General features: G+C 38.7%; 20 protein-coding genes and 1 riboswitch. Of the genes, 15 read left to right on the forward strand and 5 right to left on the reverse strand.

Annotated features, from left to right (window positions below; all coding sequences use genetic code 11):
* Nucleotides 1-11: 11 nt before the first annotated feature.
* Nucleotides 12-212, reverse strand: a complete 201-nt coding sequence (locus AC59HZ_RS23240; protein WP_496548132.1) for a hypothetical protein — start codon at nt 210-212, stop codon at nt 12-14.
* A gap of 142 nt (nt 213-354) precedes the next feature.
* Here AC59HZ_RS23240 and AC59HZ_RS23245 point away from each other — a divergent pair, with 142 nt between their 5' ends.
* Together AC59HZ_RS23245 and AC59HZ_RS23250 are read left to right on the forward strand one after the other, a co-directional pair.
* Nucleotides 355-729, forward strand: coding sequence for a DnaJ family domain-containing protein (locus AC59HZ_RS23245; RefSeq protein WP_496548133.1), 375 nt, complete (start codon nt 355-357; stop codon nt 727-729).
* A 581-nt stretch (nt 730-1,310) separates the two neighbouring features.
* Nucleotides 1,311-1,401: riboswitch (cyclic di-GMP riboswitch) on the forward strand.
* Nucleotides 1,402-1,428: 27 nt separating this feature from the next.
* Nucleotides 1,429-1,581 (forward strand): anti-repressor SinI family protein, encoded by a 153-nt coding sequence (locus tag AC59HZ_RS23250; RefSeq protein WP_496548134.1) that lies wholly within the window; start codon nt 1,429-1,431, stop codon nt 1,579-1,581.
* Nucleotides 1,582-1,661: 80 nt separating this feature from the next.
* Here AC59HZ_RS23250 and AC59HZ_RS23255 read toward each other — a convergent pair whose 3' ends face one another.
* Nucleotides 1,662-1,991, reverse strand: coding sequence for a helix-turn-helix domain-containing protein (locus AC59HZ_RS23255; RefSeq protein WP_223589693.1), 330 nt, complete (start codon nt 1,989-1,991; stop codon nt 1,662-1,664).
* A gap of 285 nt (nt 1,992-2,276) precedes the next feature.
* Between AC59HZ_RS23255 and map the strand changes: the two genes are divergently transcribed.
* Nucleotides 2,277-3,029: a type I methionyl aminopeptidase gene (map, locus tag AC59HZ_RS23260; protein ID WP_496548135.1), complete on the forward strand. Its 753-nt coding sequence runs from the start codon at nt 2,277-2,279 to the stop codon at nt 3,027-3,029.
* 28 nt (nt 3,030-3,057) lie between these two features.
* Here map and AC59HZ_RS23265 read toward each other — a convergent pair whose 3' ends face one another.
* The gene (locus tag AC59HZ_RS23265) at nt 3,058-3,282 is read right to left on the reverse strand and encodes a DUF1128 domain-containing protein (RefSeq protein WP_223589697.1); all 225 of its coding nucleotides are present in this window, start codon (nt 3,280-3,282) and stop codon (nt 3,058-3,060) included.
* A 168-nt stretch (nt 3,283-3,450) separates the two neighbouring features.
* Here AC59HZ_RS23265 and AC59HZ_RS23270 point away from each other — a divergent pair, with 168 nt between their 5' ends.
* Nucleotides 3,451-3,822, forward strand: coding sequence for a YtxH domain-containing protein (locus AC59HZ_RS23270; RefSeq protein ID WP_496548136.1), 372 nt, complete (start codon nt 3,451-3,453; stop codon nt 3,820-3,822).
* Between the two features lie 30 nt (nt 3,823-3,852).
* Nucleotides 3,853-4,689, forward strand: a complete 837-nt coding sequence (locus AC59HZ_RS23275; RefSeq protein ID WP_496548137.1) for a YihY/virulence factor BrkB family protein — start codon at nt 3,853-3,855, stop codon at nt 4,687-4,689.
* A 230-nt stretch (nt 4,690-4,919) separates the two neighbouring features.
* Here AC59HZ_RS23275 and AC59HZ_RS23280 read toward each other — a convergent pair whose 3' ends face one another.
* Both AC59HZ_RS23280 and AC59HZ_RS23285 read right to left on the reverse strand, forming a co-directional pair.
* Nucleotides 4,920-6,836 carry a heavy metal translocating P-type ATPase gene (locus AC59HZ_RS23280; RefSeq protein WP_496548138.1) on the reverse strand — a complete coding sequence of 639 codons (1,917 nt, stop codon included), beginning with the start codon at nt 6,834-6,836 and terminating at the stop codon, nt 4,920-4,922.
* 197 nt (nt 6,837-7,033) lie between these two features.
* Entirely contained in the window at nt 7,034-8,209 is a 1,176-nt protein-coding gene (locus AC59HZ_RS23285) for an MFS transporter (protein WP_496548206.1), read from the reverse strand.
* Nucleotides 8,210-8,394: 185 nt separating this feature from the next.
* On the opposite strand from AC59HZ_RS23285, the gene cax reads away from it, so the two are divergent.
* From cax to AC59HZ_RS23335, 10 genes are all read left to right on the forward strand, one after another.
* Entirely contained in the window at nt 8,395-9,453 is a 1,059-nt protein-coding gene (gene cax, locus AC59HZ_RS23290; RefSeq protein ID WP_496548139.1) for a calcium/proton exchanger, read from the forward strand.
* A 385-nt stretch (nt 9,454-9,838) separates the two neighbouring features.
* Nucleotides 9,839-10,480, forward strand: coding sequence for a YczE/YyaS/YitT family protein (locus AC59HZ_RS23295; RefSeq protein WP_496548140.1), 642 nt, complete (start codon nt 9,839-9,841; stop codon nt 10,478-10,480).
* A 92-nt stretch (nt 10,481-10,572) separates the two neighbouring features.
* Complete coding sequence (locus AC59HZ_RS23300; RefSeq protein WP_496548207.1) at nt 10,573-11,361, forward strand: YfkD family protein; 789 nt, start codon at nt 10,573-10,575, stop codon at nt 11,359-11,361.
* 115 nt (nt 11,362-11,476) lie between these two features.
* Nucleotides 11,477-11,677: an SE1561 family protein gene (locus tag AC59HZ_RS23305; RefSeq protein ID WP_496548141.1), complete on the forward strand. Its 201-nt coding sequence runs from the start codon at nt 11,477-11,479 to the stop codon at nt 11,675-11,677.
* Between the two features lie 156 nt (nt 11,678-11,833).
* The gene (locus AC59HZ_RS23310) at nt 11,834-13,381 is read left to right on the forward strand and encodes a fumarate hydratase (protein ID WP_496548142.1); all 1,548 of its coding nucleotides are present in this window, start codon (nt 11,834-11,836) and stop codon (nt 13,379-13,381) included.
* Nucleotides 13,382-14,236: 855 nt separating this feature from the next.
* Nucleotides 14,237-15,118, forward strand: coding sequence for a nuclease-related domain-containing protein (locus AC59HZ_RS23315; RefSeq protein ID WP_496548143.1), 882 nt, complete (start codon nt 14,237-14,239; stop codon nt 15,116-15,118).
* A gap of 87 nt (nt 15,119-15,205) precedes the next feature.
* Nucleotides 15,206-15,940 carry a delta-lactam-biosynthetic de-N-acetylase gene (gene pdaA, locus AC59HZ_RS23320; RefSeq protein WP_496548208.1) on the forward strand — a complete coding sequence of 245 codons (735 nt, stop codon included), beginning with the start codon at nt 15,206-15,208 and terminating at the stop codon, nt 15,938-15,940.
* Between the two features lie 86 nt (nt 15,941-16,026).
* Nucleotides 16,027-16,887, forward strand: a complete 861-nt coding sequence (locus tag AC59HZ_RS23325; RefSeq protein WP_496548144.1) for a DNA-3-methyladenine glycosylase family protein — start codon at nt 16,027-16,029, stop codon at nt 16,885-16,887.
* Between the two features lie 15 nt (nt 16,888-16,902).
* Nucleotides 16,903-18,282 carry a 23S rRNA (uracil(1939)-C(5))-methyltransferase RlmD gene (gene rlmD / locus AC59HZ_RS23330; protein ID WP_496548145.1) on the forward strand — a complete coding sequence of 460 codons (1,380 nt, stop codon included), beginning with the start codon at nt 16,903-16,905 and terminating at the stop codon, nt 18,280-18,282.
* 224 nt (nt 18,283-18,506) lie between these two features.
* On the forward strand, nt 18,507-19,511 hold the full coding sequence (locus AC59HZ_RS23335; RefSeq protein WP_496548146.1) for a tRNA dihydrouridine synthase: 1,005 nt from the start codon (nt 18,507-18,509) through the stop codon (nt 19,509-19,511).
* Nucleotides 19,512-19,934: the final 423 nt, after the last annotated feature.

Genomic DNA, 19,934 nt, shown 5'->3' on the forward strand with positions numbered 1-19,934 from the left:
CTCACGCCTTTTTATTCTGTCTGTTCCGGCAGCACACGGGCGGTATCACCGCGGCCGCCGTCTTCCTCGATTCTATTCTTAAATGCTTCCTGGGTTACAATCAATTCTTCGTCGCCAATGGCTTCCTTTACATGCTTTTCCACTAGGCTATTCTGAGGAAACTCACCTGGATGGTGTTTTCTTTTGTGGTTAAAATGTTCTCCACGAGCCAAACTCAACACTCCTTTCTTATACGCATGTAGCATGCCCTAACAGAATAGAAATAATTACTTGTCCTTAAAGATGTTAACTTTAAAGTTTATCTTAGAAATTGATATAATTAACTTACATATATGGTAAAAAGGAGGCTTTAACATGGACATGTTTCAAATTGTCTCGGAAGACCGTATTAAAAAAGCATATAAAGATGGAGAGTTCGAAAATCTTCCAGGATTGGGAAAACCAATGCAGCTAGAGGATTTGTCGGGAATTCCCGAGGAGCTGCGGATGGCTTATAAATTGCTGAAAAATGCAGGATATACCCAGGAGGAAAGTCATTTACGTCAAGAATTAATGACGATAGAGGATTTAATAAAAAAAACAGATGATAGTATTGAAAAAGAAAACCTACAAAGAAAGTTAAATGAAAAACTGATTCGTTTCAATCAGATAATGTCCAAAAAAGGTGTGAAAACGAATTCTTCCATTTTTAAGAACTACGAGTTAAAGGTACAAAATAAATTTAAATAAAAGGCCGGAAATCAACAGGCAAGTTTAAAATAGCAAAATAAAAAAAGCTGTGTCGTAGAGGAGCTGTTAACAGTTTACTCTTCGCCAGCTTTTTCTTCTGTTTTTGAGGGTTTACACATGCGGTCAAGAAAATATCCTGCAAATACCATAAATGCAATCGGAATCGAGAAGTTTAAGACATGAATAAAGGTCAAGGTACATCACCTCTAATTGTTATTATTGGAAAATTATTAATATTAAGTATATTTATATATTGGTTTCATTATATGCTCTTTGTCACATTTTAGACAAATATTAAAGCCAGATATAATAAGTAATTTTGGAAATTAAAAGGGGAATTCGACGGTATTTTCCTCCCTTTTCCAATTAAAACAACTAGAAATAAAACAAAAGAGGATATTTTGTAGGATTTTGGAATTATTTGTTCTAAAAAATTGTTAGAATTTTATAAAAAAATGACAAAATCTAACACCCTGTTATAAATGGACTATATATAATGAACATATCGAAAACGATTAAGTATATTGACCTAGAAATGTTAGTGATGATTGGTAAGTCGGTGATGAATTAGGTTCATTAAAGACAGAAAAGGGCAAACCTGTTGAAAAACAGGGACGCAAAGCCGAGGATCTAAGGTAGGTATTTACTTACTATGATGGCCGGGCTACCTGGAATACGAATGTATTTTAGGGGGGGAAAATGATGGTAATTACAGAAAGAAAAATGGATGTCATCGACGAGGAATGGATGGGGCTTATATTAGAGGCGAAAGAGCTCGGTTTATCATTAGATGAAGTACGGGAATTCCTCAATCAATATCAGGTAAAAAAGCTAATAACTAAAAACATCTGAGTACATATGGGAAAAGAAAAAGCATTCTACAAAAAATTTATGTTTTGTAGAATGCTTTTTCTTTTCATGGTAAAAAAATCCTATTGGTTATTGTTTTGGTTTGTCCGCCACTTATTAAATTCAAGAAACTCACGAAATTGATCTTTTGATACACCAGAATTCATGGCTTCTTTCACAATATTCATCCATTCACTATCTAACTCAGTTTTATCTATTTGTTCATGTATTAAATGCTCCACAGGAAGATTTAGTACAGCAGCAATCTTTTCAAGAAACTGAATTGAAGGATTCTTTTGCAGGTTTCTTTCAAGTGAACTTAAATAAGATTTTGCAACACCTGCCTGCTCAGCAAGTTCGGATAGTGACATTTTCTTCTCTAAGCGAAATTTTTTTACGCGGTCACCAATCATTGAGCCTCACACACCTATTTATTATTGTTTATATGTTAATTCTACCAAAAAGAATATGTAAGTACCATATTACGAACGGAGGATAATGACAAAATTATGAACTTTGCAAATTAATGTTTTAGTTTCCGAGGCCATAAGTAATTTTGAAAAAATAATCGGATAGAGTTAATATTAATAGTGTTGCCTATATAGTCTTAAAGTATAATTTTGACATAAGTATGTTTCTATTACGAACAATATTGCTTAACCTACATAAAATTAAACAAAAAGGAAGGGGCCCCTTACATGATTGTACTTAAGTCACAACGTGAAATTGAAGCGATGAAAAAGGCGGGAGAAATACTGGCTGCGTGTCATAGAGAAATAGCGAAGCGAATTAAACCGGGTATAACAACTTGGGAGATTGATCAGTTTGTCGATCAATTTTTAAGCGAAAATAATGCTACCCCTGAGCAAAAAGGCTATAAAGGGTACGAATATGCAACCTGTGCGAGTATAAATGACGAAATCTGCCATGGCTTTCCAAGAAAAGAGCCACTAAAAGAGGGAGACATTGTTACGATTGACATGGTTGTTAATTATAACGGTGCTTTGGCTGACTCTGCATGGTCTTATGCAGTTGGCAAAGTTTCACCGGAGACAGACCATTTATTAAACGTAACAAAAGAAGCACTGTACAAAGGGATTGAACAGTCCGTTCCTGGCAACCGAATTGGGGATATAGGACATGCCATTCAAAAATATGTTGAAAGTCAAGGATTCTCAGTCGTTCGGGATTTTATTGGACACGGAATTGGAACTGTCATCCACGAAAAACCGGATGTACCGCATTATGGGCTGCCAGGTAAAGGACCTCGAATTAAAGAAGGAATGGTGTTTACGATTGAACCAATGGTTAATGTTGGCAGGTACCAAACGAAGATGGATAACAATGGCTGGACCGCCCGCACAATTGACGGTAAAAACTCAGCTCAATACGAACACACAATTGCTATTACCAAAGACGGTCCGATTATTTTAACGGATCAGGGAAAATAAAAAAAACAGATCCTCGTGATCTGTTTTTTTACCTTTTTCGAAGATTTCCTAATTCTTCTACAAGAGCCTGCATTTCATTTGGACTAAAGGAATTCTTTCGTAGTACCATTTCATAGATCTCTTTTAATTCCTCGTACATTTCCTCATCGAAGTGAGAGGGTTTAATCGCACCAAGATTTAATACCTTCAGTTTCTCTTTTATCTGTTCGATCATAAATTCAACATTTTCTACCGACTTTTGGGATAGATTCACTCCGGTCACCCTTTCCGAAATATTAATCCCATCTTTTCATGTTAAAAAGGTTATGTCAATACAAAACTCATGATAAAGTTTGCGGACGTACTTGCTTAGGGAGCGTGAATAAAGCAAAATAAAAGGTAGATTGTATTTTTGGTATTATTTTCATTGAAAATTCGATTTATGATAATTAGAGATAAGGAAGGAAAGGTTAAGATGACGAAGAAAAATCAATTTTGGAAGGGTATGTTACTGGGAGCACTCGCAGGGGGAGCGATCAGTTTATTAGATAAACAAACCAGACAGATCATGAAGGAAAACGTTTCAAAAACTTCAAGTAAGGTTACCTATATTTTACGGCATCCTGGGGAAACCGCTGGGAAAATACGGTCTACGTTTGAGCAGGTAAGTGAGGATATCTCCTATCTTGTGGACAAGGTTGAGGAGTTGCGCGAATTAACTCCCCAGGTGAAGGATATCGTCAAAGAAACGAAGGACTCATTCTCCAAGAGTGACGAAGAGGAGCTCTTAAAAGAAGTTATTGTTGAAGATTAAAAAAATTATTGAAAAAGGAGAGAGCAGGACGTGGAAAAGACCGTGAATGTACGCTCTTCATTGCTTAGATTGCTTTGGCATAGAATTGAAGAAGATGACCTTCCAGGATTAAGTGCCCAATTGGCCTACTTTTTTCTTCTTTCCCTGTTTCCGCTCCTCATTGTTATTTTTTCACTTATGCCCTATATCCCGATTCCTCATCAAGATATGCTAGGGATGATCAGGGATTTTGCACCTGCTGAAGCAATGGAACTTATTGAAAAAAACGTAAAGTTTATTATGAATCATCGCAGCGGCGGCTTGCTTTCGTTCGGGGTTATCGGGACGATTTGGTCGGCATCCAATGGTATTGATGCGGTAGTGAGGGCTTTTAATAAGGCGTATAATGTCAAGGAAAGCCGCTCCTTTATTGTTGCAAGAGGAATGGCTATTCTATTAACCTTCGGGATGATTTTTGTGTTCATCCTCGCGATTATACTTCCGATATTCGGGAGGGAAATTGGACTCTTTATCTTTTCACAATTAGGATATACACAACAGTTCATAAAGCTGTGGGATACGTTTAGTTTACTTCTAAGTGCGATTATTTTATTTCTCATTTTTACCGGTTTGTATTGGGTTGCCCCTAATGTTAAATTACGCTGTCGCAGTGCCTTTCCAGGAGCAGCTTTTGCGACATTGGGCTGGATTATATCCTCCATGGGATTATCCTTATACGTAGAGAACATTGGTAATTATTCGCTAACATACGGTAGTATTGGAGCGATTATCGTGTTAATGATCTGGCTTTACATATCCGCCTTCATCATCATTTTGGGTGGGGAAATTAATGCTTTTTATACTGAAAAAAATCGTACGAACTGCTAATACTTTCCTTTATGAAAATAGGTTTTCTGTCAAAACTATAATTGGGGCATGACATGACCCAACATAAACGGAGGTAAGAATCGATGACAAAGCATACTAAAAAAGATGGCGGTACGAAGCAAAAGGGTAAGGGCAGCAAAGGAAATAAAACTTCTGGATCTGCAAATGGATCAAATGGATATCATTAATGAAATAAAAAAGGCCTGGTGAATTTATTCACCAGGCTTTCATTATGATTTTAACAAGCGTAGACTGTTCAGAATGACTAGGATAGTACTGCCTTCATGTCCAATGACCCCAAAAGGCAAATCCAGCACCTGAAAGAAATTGGATGAGATCAAAAGCATAATGACCGTAATGGAAAAAACAACATTTTGCTTAATGATTTTGTTCATACGTTTGGAAAGTAGAATCGCTTCAGAGATCCGAGGCAAGTCATTTTTCATCAGGACAATATCTGCTGTTTCAAGCGCAACATCTGTTCCTTCCCCCATGGCGATGCCGACATTGGCAATGGCAAGAGCAGGTGCATCGTTAATGCCGTCGCCTACCATTGCGACGGTTTTATATTTGGCTTTCAACTGCTTTAATTGCTCAACTTTTTCTTGTGGTAAGCATTCAGAGTAAAATTCATCAACATGGCTTTCCGACGCAATCGCTCTTGCTGTTTTTTCGCTATCGCCAGTAAGCATTACGGTGCGAATACCTTGTTTCTTTAAATGGTCAATAGCAAGCTTTGTTTCCTTACGGACAACATCTTTTAATGCAATCATGGCACTTAGTTCGCCATTAATTTCAATGAACACTAGCGTATTACCAAGGCTTGCTAGCTCTTTTGCTTTTCCATCTGCAAAGTGATCTACCCGTTCTTTCCCCACGAATGCTGCTTTTCCAATTTTCCATTGTTCCCCGTTTATTTCAGCTTTGACACCCCATCCAGGCACATCCTCCAAACTGTTAGGATGGAAAAGTTCTATGTTCATGTTCTGTTTTGCATATTTGACAATGGCTTGTGCAAGCGGGTGGTTCGAATGATTTTCGATAGATGCGGCTTTCCAAATTAGTGTTTCTGTATCGAGCTCTTCCTTGACAATGACTTCTGTCACTTCAGGCTTTCCTTTAGTCAGTGTTCCGGTTTTATCAAATGCGATTGCTTCTAAATGACTCAAATTTTCCAGGTGTACACCGCCCTTAACCAATATTCCATGCTTTGCGCCATTTGAAATGGCTGAAAGCGTTGCGGGCATGATGGACGCGACTAGGGCACAAGGAGAGGCGACCACTAATAATATCATCGCTCGATAAAAGGATTCATGCCAGCTCCAGCCAAGGGCAAAGTGCGGCAGGAAAAACATCGCAAGCACAACGGTTAGAACGACTTTTACATACGTTCCTTCAAAACGTTCAATAAAAAGCTGAGAAGGTGACTTTTCGCTTTGGGCAGATTGAACGAGCTGAATGATTTTGTGAAAAAGGGTATCATGGCTCGCTTTTGTCACTTGAACCGTAATGGACCCAGTCATATTGACTGTTCCTGCAAAAACTTCCTCCTGATTACCTTTAGAGACAGGCATGGACTCTCCGGTGATTGCTGCCTCATCAATATTGGTTTGTCCTTTGATGATAATCCCGTCTGATGGTACACGTTCACCCGGTTTTATAAGGATGTGGTCACCAACACGAAGCCGTGAAACGGGAACCCGCTCCTCATCCCCGTCGGTAAGTAAGAGCGCCTCTTCTGGTTGAAGCTCCATTAATGATGAAATCTCTTTATGGCTTTTATTCATCGTGTAGGTTTCAAGGGCTCCGCTGACTGCAAAGATGAAGATAAGAATAGCTCCTTCTGTCCAGTAGCCAATCATGGCTGAACCTATTGCAGCGAATATCATAAGCATTTCCACATTTAGTTCCTTATTTTCATAAGTAGCCTCGATGCCTTCCTTTGCCTTGGCAAAACCGCCGATCACAAAAGCCAGCAGATAAGCAATGATGGAATCCGCACCCTGCTCATATTTATCTAATAACCACCCGGTGGCTATCAGTAACCCGCTTAATATCGCTGCAATCAGTTCGGCATGTGGTTTAATTTTTTCAATTACTCCTACTTTTTGTATACCCTTTGTTAGAGACTTTGCTTCAGAACTCATTGATTCTCCCCCCTCGGTCCTTCTAATTGATAAGATTTAAATCTAATTGAGAAAAATAATCAAAATCATTACCCTAAAAAAGCACGAAAGCTGTCATCTTGGTGATGACAGCACTTTCTAGAAAAATTCTTTATTTATATTTAATTTTATTTTATCTTACCATACATTTTATGCTTTAGATATGAAATTGCTCCCATTTAATTTTTTTGTTCAGTGAGAACGTGAACTTTTTTTCCAAATGTAAAAATAATAAAAGAAAGAGCCAGAAGCAGTAAACTAATAATATGAAAGAAGCTAATATTTTGGAAAAACTTAATAAATAGTCCTCCAAGAATTGGACCGCTCAGACTTCCAAGACTATAGAAAATGCCGCATAACAAATTTCCTGTTGGCAAAAGATTTCTTGGTACTAGGTCAGTCATATAGCTAATACCAAGAGAAAAGGTTGAGCCAACTACCATTCCTGAAATGAGAAAGGCAATGAAAAGACCAATAAAAGAATGTTCGAGAAAACTGGCTGCTGTAAAGCTGATAAACCCAATAAATAGAACTGTCATTAAAATGGTTCTCCGACCAAATTGATCGCTTAACATCCCTAATGGCAGCTGGGTAATGATACTGCCTATGGCAAAAGCAGACAATACAAGCGAGACACTTGAAACATTAATATCCATTCTTAAAGCATAAACTGGGAATATCCCGTTTAGAGAAGATTCTAAGAAGCCATAGCAAAATGGCGGCAAAAAAGCTACCCAGCCATATTTAATTGCCTTTCTAAATTGCTTGATGGTTGAAAAAAAGGTATTATTTTTCACTTCTTGTTCGGGAAATTCATTTTTTAAACTAAAAACAAATACCCAGCCAATCAAACAAAGAATGGAGGAAACAATAAATGGGAGGGCTTCATTAACATTCACCAAAGGGGTCATTAAAGGCCCAGCGGCAAATCCAATTCCAAAAAAAAGACCATACAAGGAAATATTTCGTCCTCTTTTTTCTGAGGGGGAAAAGGATGTGATCCAGGTCTGGGTGGCAAAATGCAAGGAGTGGTCACCGATTCCAATTAACAAGCGTAATACAAACCAAAACCCAAAGGATTGCCAGAGCGGGAATAAGGCAAGCGAAATCACAACCAGTCCACCGCCGAAAATAATTACTGGCTTATAACCATATTTTCTTAAGGGCATCTCCATAAACGGCGATACCAGTAATACCCCTATATAAAGAGCGGTGGCATTTAACCCATTTAAAGAAGAGGAAACACCACTTTTTTCAAAAATAACGGCTACGAGCGGAAGAAGCATCCCCTGAGAAAAACCGGAAATAGCAACAATACTCACAAGGATCCAAAAACGGAAACTAAGTTTATTCATCATACTTTCCTCTATTCATAGTCCTTAAATGATGGTACCCTAGAATCTTCCGCCTTTGCAAGAAAAATGTTGCATATGTCTTTTGAAAAATGATACTCTTTTTTTGGCTAATTATGGAGAAAATGACAGCAAAATATGTATTAGAAAAATTAGTGAGTTAAAAACTAGACTATGGAGGGAATGCGGTGACAAATAAAATTTTTATGATAATGACGTTTGCAGGAGTCCCGTTATCTATTATTGGAACTTTAATGCATTGGTCAAATGGTATCCTATTTGTTCTTTATTGCTTAACAATTATTGCTCTAGCCAGTTTTATGGGAAGGGCGACAGAAAGCCTGGCTATTGTTGCCGGTCCGAGGATTGGCGGACTATTAAACGCTACTTTTGGAAATGCCGTTGAATTGATTATTTCTATTTTTGCGTTAAAAGCTGGCCTTGTTGGGGTCGTTTTAGCATCTTTAACCGGCTCTGTATTAGGAAATCTGCTTCTCGTCGCTGGTCTTTCCTTCTTTGTCGGGGGAGTAAAATATAAGCGGCAGAAGTTTAATGTGTATGATGCCCGCCATAATTCCGGACTTTTAATGTTTGCAGTCATCATAGCTTTTGTAATTCCAGCGGTTTTTTCCTTGGATATGAGTAAGGGAAAAACACTAACCTTAAGCGTCGGAATTTCCGTTACCCTGGTGATTCTTTATTTAGCAGCATTATTTTTCAAACTGGTGACTCATCGAGGGGTGTACCAGACGACTAATGATAACGATACACATGATGAAGAGGAACCTGAGTGGGGGAAAGGGAAGGCAATTGCAGTTCTTGCCATTGCAACAATTGCCGTGGCCTATATTTCCGAGCACCTTGTTCACACGTTTGAATTTGTCGCAGAATCCTTTGGCTGGACGGAGCTGTTCATCGGGGTCATCATTGTCGCCATCGTCGGAAACGCTGCCGAACACGCATCTGCCGTTTTAATGGCTTATAAGAATAAGATGGATATCGCAGTAGAAATCGCAATTGGATCAACGCTTCAAGTAGCGATGTTCGTCGCACCCGTTCTTGTCATTGTTTCTCTTTTCCTTAATCAGTCCATGCCATTGATCTTCAGCTGGCAGGAACTTATCGCGATGGTTTCATCCGTGCTTTTAATGGTTGTTATCTCTAATGACGGTGAAACGAATTGGTTTGAAGGCTTAACTCTGCTGGCAGCATATGTCATTATAGGCATTGGCTTTTTTCTGCTCTAATGAATGGTAATGCTTTCAAAAATAAAGACTCTAGGCCAATGAGGCTTAGAGTCTCTTTTTTCAAACTTCTTTTTTAATGTACGGGGTAAAACCAAACCGCTGTGCTATAATGTAAAGCACCTAGTTCTATAAGGGTAAAAAATCAATCGCTTTTCTTGGGACCATCGATCACCAACCTTCATGTTTAGTTATAATTGGAAAAAAACACGAGTGTTGAATGTCATATTATTAGTGAATCCCAACCTCCTTAATGAAAATCAATAATTCGCCAGCAGATTGATTACAGCCCTCCTTTTTGAAAGGTTAACCTCATTATAAAGGAAAATTTGAATTTTGTAAATGTTCAGATTATTACAATTCCATTACTTTTTTCAAGGAGCGAAAGATGAAATTATTGATACGATTTTTATTTTTTATCATCGGTTTGATTATCATGACCTTCGGTGTATGTATGACCATTGAGGTGGCGGATATCGGCGTTGGTGCATGGGATGCACTCAATGTTGCACTAACCGAAAGAGTCGGGCTATCGGTTGGAAAATGGGTCATGATTGATGGCGCCGTCTTAATGATTGTGGTCTCCTTATTGTTGAAAAAAAGACCAGATATCCTTTCTCTCTTAACGATTATTGTAATTGGTACTTTAGTTGACTTTTGGCTGAATACTATATTTGAATTGTTTGACGTTGATTTGCTTATTGCTAAACTGGCGATGCTGCTGATTGGTATTCTGATAATTGGATTTGGAGCATCAATTTACTTACAAGCCAAATTTCCACAGAGTCCGATTGATAATTTCATGCTGGCTATTAAAGAACGCTTCCGTGTGAATTTAATGGTTGCCAAAACCATCGGTGAAATCACCGCCTTAATTCCGGCCTTCTTCCTGAATGGACCAATTTCCTACGGCACAATTATTATTACCTTCGCTGTTGGACCAGCGATCCAATTGTTTTTTCCATCTTTTGAAAAATTAATGCAGAAGCTTCAAGCGAAAGATTTGAAATTTACTAAAGTGAATGGATAATATTTGGGGACTCCGAAAAAACTATGAGCAGACCTTATTAATGCTACTAGTGAAAGGAGTTCAACACAGTGAGGAAAAATGTTTCAATCCTTATGACACTGTTATTAATGTTAACTATTATTCCGTCTGCTTTTGCTGAAAAAGCCAGTACGGTGAAAAAAAATCCTGTAAAATACCAGGTTCCAGCTTCAGTTCGAAATATTACGAAGGAAAATACCTATCCTAATTCAACACAGGATTTGCCATTCTTGCAGCCAAGCGATTTGACTAAAAAGTTAATCAAAACTTCTAGGGTTAAAATTGAAAATCCCGATTTAATTCGGATGCTCAATGAGTCTAGTATTAATAGTACTCCGTTTGCGATTGGTTACCGTGCGATTGTATATTTAGGGCAGTGGCCATTAAATTATGAATCAACAGAGACCTCGCCTAATTGGGAGTACCAAAAAATTAATACCAACTATTTTGATAATCGTGGAGGCAGGGTTCCCTACCAGATTAAATATGTTCAAGAGGCACAAAAAATCGTCAGAGGCGGCCTCACTGCAAAAATCCCAAATGCTGAAGACGTTAAAAAGATGATGCTTTTAAAAGCGATGGAGAAGACCAATCTGCCGCTTGCATTTGAAACGATTATTGGCTCAGGAACAAAAAATGATCATATTTATAACATTCCGCCCAATCGCTTAGGTTACTTATTTGCGTATGCACCAGGGGTAAATGAAAAAGGGAAGGTCACTTACGGTGAAGTTTATTTAATGCTAAAAGGAAACCGGAAGTTTATCGTCATTAAAAACGTTACTTCGCAGGGCATTGGGGCCTGGATTCCTGTTCAGGATTACGTTTCCTTTGGATTTGCAGCGTCTGAGAGACCAAGATAATTTGATGGAAAGACTCCTACATGGTGGGAGTTTTTTTATTATAAATTAGGGCAATATATTGAAAAAGTATGAAATATTCGATAGGATGAGAACGGTAGTGAAAGGAGTGAAGTTTGTGGGTAGTCCAGTCCAAGATAAAAATTCTCAGGTTGACTTTTTAAAACATCGCTTAAATATGTTTATTGATGTGCTTGATGCCATAGATCCGGAAGATGCGGATCTGGAGGATATTGATCGCTTAATTTCGATGCTAAATGAAATGGAAAATAAATGCAAAGAATTCAATAACCGTGAAGCCAGCGAGTCTGTTAAATAGCAGACTCTTTTTTTTGTGTTTTTGGAAAAGTTACCATGAATTCGCTTGCAAGCTTATCCTTTAATTCTAGTGGCTATAGGAGTATAATGAAAAAGTCAAAAAGTTGTAAATTTATATAGAATAATTTGGGGAATTTCGGGAAAGGGGAAAAACGAAGTGAATATCACAAAACTTCAAGAAAGCATGTACAAGCTGATCGTTGAAACATCTACCAAACTTCCAAAGGACGTACGCCGTGCCGTTAAGTCCGCAAAGGAAAGAGAAAACGCAGGTACAAGTGCTGCAATGAGCCTTGCAACCATCACAAACAACATTAAAATGGCTGACGATCAAGTATCGCCAATCTGCCAGGATACAGGTCTGCCTACCTTTAAAATTAAAACTCCAGTTGGCGTGAATCAATTAGAAATTAAAGAAGCGATTAAGAACGCTATTGTTTTGGCGACAAAAGAAGGTAAATTACGCCCGAATTCTGTGGATTCCTTAACAGGTGAAAACAGCGGTGATAATCTTGGTGCAGGTGTACCAGTTATCAAATTTGATCAATGGGAAAAAGATTATATTGATGTCCGCTTGATTTTAAAAGGCGGCGGTTGTGAAAATAAAAATATTCAATACAGCCTTCCATGTGAGTTAGACGGACTAGGCCGCGCCGGCCGGGATCTGGACGGAATCCGCAAATGTATCATGCATTCCGTTTATCAGGCACAAGGCCAAGGCTGCAGCGCCGGCTTTATCGGAGTAGGAATCGGCGGGGACCGTTCTTCAGGCTATGATTTAGCAAAAGAGCAATTATTCCGTTCGGTTGAAGACGTTAATCCAAATGAAGAACTTCGTAAGTTAGAAGAATATGTAATGGAAAATGCAAATAAATTAGGGATCGGAACAATGGGCTTTGGCGGCGAAGCAACTTTGCTTGGCTGTAAAATTGGCGTGATGCACCGCATTCCTGCCAGTTTCTATGTTTCTGTTGCCTACAACTGCTGGGCATTCCGCCGTATGGGAGTGAACGTAGATCCAGTAAGCGGTGAAATTAATGAGTGGGCTTACCAAGAAGGTGAGTTTATTGATTTTGCTGAGGTGGACGAGGCTGATTCTAAGGATTCTGCCGTTTCTTCAGAGAGAGTGATTGCATTAGAAGCTCCTATTACTGAAGAGCAAATTCGTTCGCTGAAAGTCGGTGACGTTGTTCAAATTAACGGATTAATGTACACTGGCCGTGACGCAATTCATAAATATCTAAGCGACCATGATGCACCGGTCGATCTGAATGGCCAGGTCATTTACCACTGCGGTCCTGTAATGTTGAAGGACGAAGATGGTGCGTGGCATGTCAAGGCTGCTGGACCGACTACAAGTATTCGTGAGGAGCCTTACCAGGGCGATATTATGAAAAAATTCGGTATCCGCGCTGTAATCGGTAAGGGCGGAATGGGCCCTAAGACGCTGGCAGCTCTTCAGGAGCACGGTGGTGTGTACTTGAATGCTATCGGCGGTGCAGCGCAGTATTACGCTGATTGTATTAAAGGTGTTGAAGGCGTTGACTTGATGCAATTTGGTATTCCAGAAGCAATGTGGCATCTTCGCGTAGAAGGCTTCACGGCAGTAGTAACGATGGACTCCCACGGAAACAGCCTGCATGCTGATGTAGATAAGTCTTCATTAGAAAAATTAGCACAATTTAAAGAGCCGGTATTTAAATAAGATTGTGAGGATAGGCGCCTGAGGTTGACGCCTATTCTTTTTTTTGTAAAATTATTCGCAATTGGAGAATAGGGCTGTGAATTTGTAGAATAGCTAGGAACTTTTGTAGGATGTATCCTAAAAATTGTAGAATATCACCACAAATTTGTAGGATGCCCTATCTGCTGGATTGAAATTATTCGCAATTGTAGAATAGGGCTGTGAATTTGTAGAATAGCTAGGAGCTTTTGTAGGATGTATCCTAAAAATTGTAGAATATCACCACAAATTTGTAGGATGCCCTATCTGCTGGATTGAATTTATTCGCAATTGTAGAATAGGGCTGTGAATTTGTAGAATAGCCAGTAACTTTTGTAGGATGTAGCCTAAAAATTGTAGAATAGCACTGCATATTTGTAGGATGGTCTAGCGTTAGGATTGAATTTATTCGCAATTGTAGAATAGGGCTGTGAATTTGTAGAATAGCCAGTAACTTTTGTAGAATGTACCCCAAATATTGTAGAATACCAACACATATTTGTAGGCTGCCCTAGAGTCTGGATTGAATTTATTCGCAATTGTAGAATGGGACTGTAAATTTGTAGAATAGCCAGTAACTTTTGTAGAATGTACCCCAAATATTGTAGAATACCACCACATATTTGTCGGATGCCATAGCAATTATTTTTAGAATTGATTCCGACAAAGTATATTCACAAATGCCGATATTTATAAGTAGGTATTCGACAATTTTCGTTGAACTATAATGTTAAATTGAAAGGAGGAGTTGCTTTGTTCCGAAAAGATCTCACAATCCCAAGGGCTTTACTTCAGGCAGAGGCAGCTGAAAGACGAATAATCAAAAACCATATTTTGATGCCAGAAATTAAGAAAAAAATTAAAATACTTAGGTCAGGCTACAATGGAGAAAAAACAATTAAACATTATCTTGAACAAATCCCTGATAAAAAGTACCTTATTTTTCACGGTCTCCGCTTTCCCGTAGGAAAAACCTTCTTCCAAATTGATGCCCTTCTACTATCTCCAAAAAACATTCTCATGTTTGAAGGAAAAAATCATTCAGGAACAATACGAATAAATAAAAATCAAATGATTCATGAGAATTGTGACATAAGAGAAATTTATGAAAACCCAATATCTCAAGCGATTCGTCATAAAATATTGTTAAAAAACTTGCTAGAATCCAACAATATTCTAAAAGTTCCTATTGGATTTTTTGTCGCCGTTTGCCGTACATCTACGGAAGTAATTATCGAACCTGGCTACAAAGAAGCAGAAGAAAAAGTTTGTAGAGCCTATGATATATTAAATAGGATTGAAGTCACTGAAAAATATTTTACAGAGGACATATTCAATAAAAAACAAATTGAAAAAGTAAGCCAACTGTTATTAACCAAACACACACCTGAAAGCAGTAACATTTTAAAGCAAATTGGAATAAATAAATCTGATATAATGCCAGGAGTCCAATGTCCAATTTGCTTATTTATTCCAATGATTTATGATAGGCAAAAATGGAATTGCCCGAATTGTCAATGCATATCCAAGGATGCATTTTTACAAGCTATATATGACTACTTTCTGTTAATCAATCCTCACATAACGAATCAGCAATTATGTTGGTTTCTTAATCTTCCTACTCCAAGGGCGGCTTCATACATATTTTCTTTATTAAAATTCCCTCATACAGGAAATAGCAGGGACCGAATCTACCACCAACCTCACCCATTTCCTTAATCTGCTAATCATCTTTTCCCTCCAAAAACAAACAATATAAAAAACAAAATAGGGGGAGCATGGATGAAAAGATTTATTGCCAGCATAATGGTGCTGTTTTTACTTGTGCCGGCTTCAGCCAGCGCAGCGGTTTCTAGTAAGCCGATCCACTGGGGGTTTAAAAAAGCCGTGGACGAGCAGCCGGCAGAAGCAGGCCCAGAATATGATGAACTACTAGCGAAATACGGGGCTTTTTATAAGGGGAGTCCAAACAAAAAGACCTTGTACCTTACCTTTGACAGCGGCTATGAGAATGGATATATGCCAAAAATTCTTGATGTTTTAAAGAAGGAAAAAGTGCCTGCGACCTTTTTTGTGACGGGACATTTTTTAGAATCACAACCTGAGCTTACAAAACGAATGGTAAAAGAAGGGCATATCATCGGCAACCATTCCTACTATCATCCCGATTTTACAGCGGTAAGTGATGAGAGGATACGCAGAGAGCTTCAAAAGGTTAAGGAAAAAACAAATGAAATTACAGGTCAAAAAGAAATGAAATATTTACGTCCTCCGCGAGGGACTTTTAGTGAAAGAACCCTGCAGATTGCGAAAGAGGAAGGCTTTACCCATGTATTCTGGTCTTTAGCCTTTGTCGATTGGAATGTAAATAACCAAAGGGGATGGCGATATGCATATGACAATATTATGAACCGAGTCCATCCAGGATGCGTCATTCTGTTACATTCGATTTCTAAAGACAATGCTGATGCGCTTGAAAGAGCTATCCAAGACCTGAAAAAGAAAGGCTATAAATTTAAAAGCCTTGATAAATTAAAATGACCGAATTTCGCATGAAATTCGGTTTTTCCCTTTCATTGATTTTTCATGCTATAATACTGGGTAAAATAACAAAGGATGAATCTCCTGTGTGGCAAGAAACAATCCAAATAAATGGCCCTTATAATTTTGACAGTGTATTACAAAGACATGTGCCAGATCCAATAAAACATCTAGACTTAGAAAAACGAACAATAAGTGTTCCAACCGTTATCGCCCAAAAATCACAGGTAGTGGATATAACGGCGACAGGGACAACTGATAAGCCAGCCTTCGTCCTAAACGGAAAAACAGACAAAGAAGCGGCAATCAAAAGGGTGTCTGAAATTTTTCAATGGAATGTTCCATTGGATAAAATCCACAACCATTTTCAACAAACGGACCTCAATGAAATATTCAACCTGTTCATCGGAACACCACTTGTGCTTGATTTCGACCTGTTTGGGAGTCTTATCAAATGTATTATCCACCAGCAGATTAATATGACCTTTGCCTATACTCTTACTGAACGATTTGTCAAGTCCTTCGGCTATGAAATTGATGGTGTATGGTTTTTCCCGGAGCCTGAAACCGTAGCTAGACTTCAAGTGGAACAATTGCGTGAACTACAGTTTAGCAACAGGAAGGCAGAATATATCATAGGAATCGCAAAAGAAATCACCGAAAACGGATTAAATCTAGATGTTTTGAAAAAGGAACCCGATGAAGCGATTTTTGAACAACTAACAAAAATCCGGGGTGTCGGCAGGTGGACAGTCGAAAATTTCCTCTTATTTGCACTTGGGAGACCGAACCTTTTTCCGCTTGCGGACATTGGGATTCAAAATGGATTGAAAAAGCTCTACCAGCTTGAGAAAAAACCAACCTTTGAGGAAATGGAACGTTATAAACAAGATTGGGAGCCCTATCTAAGCTACGCTTCCTTATATTTATGGAGAAGCATCGAATAATTTGGAGTTGAATTTATGAAGACCGAGCAAAGTATAAAAATTGAACCAAAACAGACCTTCCCATTGACCATCAAAAGACTTGGTATCAACGGTGAAGGCGTCGGATATTTTAAAAAGCAAGTGGTATTTGTGCCTGGCGCACTTCCGGGGGAAGAAGTAGTCGTGGAAGCTACTAAGATTCACCCTAAGTTTGCCGAGGCAAAGGTTAAAAAAATCCGCATCCAGTCGCCAAACCGGGTAAAACCGCTCTGTCCGGTTTACGACCAGTGCGGGGGCTGCCAGCTTCAGCATTTGCACTATGATCAGCAGCTTAAGGAAAAGCGCGATATCATAATCCAAGCGCTTGAACGACATACAAAGCTCAAACCAGAAAGCCTCAATATCCGTGAAACAATTGGAATGGAACACCCTTGGGGCTACCGTAATAAAAGCAGCTTTCAAGTCGGTGAAAAAGGGGGCAAGGTCCTTGCGGGACTTTATGGACTTAATTCCCATCAATTAATCAATATCGAGCAATGTGCGGTCCAGCATTCACATACAAACGAAGCGACAGCCAAGGTGAAACAAATTTTAGAGGAATTACGGATACCTATTTACAATGAAAAAACAAGAAAGGGAATCGTCCGGACCATTGTTACCCGTGTTGGCGTTCAAACAGGTGAAGTTCAAGTTGTATTAATCACATCGCAAAAAGAGATGCCGAAGAAAGAACTTATCATTCAAGAAATCCAAAGACGGCTGCCAAATGTAAAATCGATCGTCCAAAATATAAATGGTGAAAAAACCTCACTCATTTTTGGCGAGGAAACTCATAACCTAGCCGGTGAGGAATTTATCCAAGAAACATTAGGCGATCTGCAATTCGAGCTTTCAGCGAGAACATTCTTCCAGCTGAATCCTGTTCAAACAGTAAAACTATATAATGAAGTAAAAAAAGCAGCGGCCTTGACAGGCAAAGAAAAAGTAGTCGATGCCTCTTGCGGTGTCGGGACTATCGGATTGTGGCTTGCAGATCAGTCAGCTGAAGTTCGCGGGATGGATATCATTCCTGAATCTATCGAGGATGCTAAGAAAAACGCAAAACGTCATGGATACACTAATACAAAATATGTCCCGGGGAAAGCGGAAGAGGTCCTGCCAAAATGGGTAAAGAAAGGCTGGAAACCAGATGTTATTGTCGTCGACCCGCCAAGAACAGGGCTGGACAAGCAATTATTGGAAACTATTTTACAGGTGAAACCGGAAAAGCTGATTTATGTTTCTTGCAATCCGTCAACCTTAGCTAAGGACATTCAAACCTTAAGTTCAAAATATGAAGTGAAATATGTCCAACCGGTGGATATGTTTCCACATACGGCACATTGTGAAGCGGTCGCGCGGTTAGAGTTGGTATAATAGAAAAGCAGTTGATATAGAAAAAATCTATACCATCTGCTTTTTTGTTTATAAAAATACCATTCAGGACCGATTTTCGTTAAAATAAACATTGCCGATTTTCACAATAGTTTTTCACAAATTATAAATGTCCAAATGTTCTTATGTTTGATAATAAGTTATTAAGCATGATATAAGTGTAAAAGTTAATATTTCTTGACCGAGAGTTTGAAGTTGTATCCATAGTGAGAGGATTTGAGTTTGAAATGATAGATAATTTTTGGCGTGATTTACCACGACCATTTTTTGTACTTGCACCAATGGAAGATGTGACAGATGTTGTTTTTCGTCACGTAGTAAGTAAAGCCGGTCGACCGGATGTGTTTTTCACAGAGTTTACAAACTCGGATAGCTATTGTCATCCAGAGGGCATGAAAAGTGTGCGTGGCCGTTTGACTTTTACAGAAGATGAACAGCCAATGGTGGCACATATTTGGGGGGATAATCCCGAATATTTCCGTCAAATGAGTATTGGCATGGCAGAGCTGGGTTTTAAAGGCATCGATATTAATATGGGCTGCCCTGTACCGAATGTGGCATCGAGAGGGAAGGGTAGTGGACTAATTCTGCGTCCTGACGTTGCGGCAGAACTTATTCAAGCAGCAAAAGCAGGCGGACTGCCTGTCAGCGTGAAAACACGACTTGGCTTTAAGGAGGTTCAGGAGTGGGAGGAGTGGCTAACGCATATTTTAAATCAGGATATTGCGAACCTTTCTATTCATTTACGTACAAAAAAGGAAATGAGCGAAGTAGATGCGCATTGGGAGCTAATTCCGGAAATCAAAAAATTACGTGACCGTATCGCACCCAATACGCTACTAACAATCAATGGAGACATTCCAGACCGTCAAACTGGGCTGCAGCTTGCTGAACAATATGGTATTGATGGCGTTATGATCGGTCGAGGTATTTTTAAAAATCCTTTTGCTTTTGAAAAAGAGCCAAAAGAGCATAGCAGTAAAGAATACCTTGATCTTTTAAGACTGCAGCTTGATCTTCAAGATCAATATGCGGAAGTACTGCCACGTTCAATCACAGGGCTTCATCGCTTTTTCAAAATTTATGTCAAAGGATTCCGTGGAGCTGGTGAATTAAGAAATCAATTGATGAACACGAAATCAACAGATGAAGTGCGTGCAATGCTCGATAACTTTGTGTCAAAGAATCTTGAAGGAATGGGGCAACAGTAGAAGTGTCCCAATTTCAAGGTGAGTGTATCTCGCAACTCATTTTAAAGAATGGCAACTAACCCTTTTGGGCGTTGCCTTTTTTCGTTTCTTGCCTAACGGAAGTTAAGCAAAAATCGTAACGATCTTTGTAAGTACGATAGTATTGTGAACTAATTATAGTTATCGCTGCAGATATTCCTTATTTTGTAACATTTTTTTTATCAAATAGTAGTATGATAATTATGTGAAGGTTTTCACAAATATATTTTGCATGGGAAGAGGCGATATGTCATGTTCTCTAGAAATAATACTATCGTGTTAGATTTGTATAAACATTATTCGTCACAAGAAGAGTTAAGTCAGGTTGTGGTTCACGATCTGATAGAGAGAGGAAAAGAGTGTAAAAAATTAGATAACAATACTTTTTTAGTAAATAACAAAAAC

This window comes from Neobacillus sp. DZ-9, from assembly GCF_059587065.1.

Coding starts and splice junctions, on each gene's coding strand:
- AC59HZ_RS23245 (WP_496548133.1), top strand. CDS start 355: ATGGACATGTTTCAAATTGTCTCGGAAGACCGTATTAAAAAAGCATAT.
- AC59HZ_RS23250 (WP_496548134.1), top strand. CDS start 1,429: ATGATGGTAATTACAGAAAGAAAAATGGATGTCATCGACGAGGAATGG.
- AC59HZ_RS23255 (WP_223589693.1), bottom strand. CDS start 1,991: ATGATTGGTGACCGCGTAAAAAAATTTCGCTTAGAGAAGAAAATGTCA.
- map (WP_496548135.1), top strand. CDS start 2,277: ATGATTGTACTTAAGTCACAACGTGAAATTGAAGCGATGAAAAAGGCG.
- AC59HZ_RS23270 (WP_496548136.1), top strand. CDS start 3,451: ATGATAATTAGAGATAAGGAAGGAAAGGTTAAGATGACGAAGAAAAAT.
- AC59HZ_RS23280 (WP_496548138.1), bottom strand. CDS start 6,836: ATGAGTTCTGAAGCAAAGTCTCTAACAAAGGGTATACAAAAAGTAGGA.
- AC59HZ_RS23285 (WP_496548206.1), bottom strand. CDS start 8,209: ATGAATAAACTTAGTTTCCGTTTTTGGATCCTTGTGAGTATTGTTGCT.
- AC59HZ_RS23295 (WP_496548140.1), top strand. CDS start 9,839: ATGAAATTATTGATACGATTTTTATTTTTTATCATCGGTTTGATTATC.
- AC59HZ_RS23300 (WP_496548207.1), top strand. CDS start 10,573: ATGACACTGTTATTAATGTTAACTATTATTCCGTCTGCTTTTGCTGAA.
- AC59HZ_RS23315 (WP_496548143.1), top strand. CDS start 14,237: ATGCCAGAAATTAAGAAAAAAATTAAAATACTTAGGTCAGGCTACAAT.
- pdaA (WP_496548208.1), top strand. CDS start 15,206: ATGGTGCTGTTTTTACTTGTGCCGGCTTCAGCCAGCGCAGCGGTTTCT.
- rlmD (WP_496548145.1), top strand. CDS start 16,903: ATGAAGACCGAGCAAAGTATAAAAATTGAACCAAAACAGACCTTCCCA.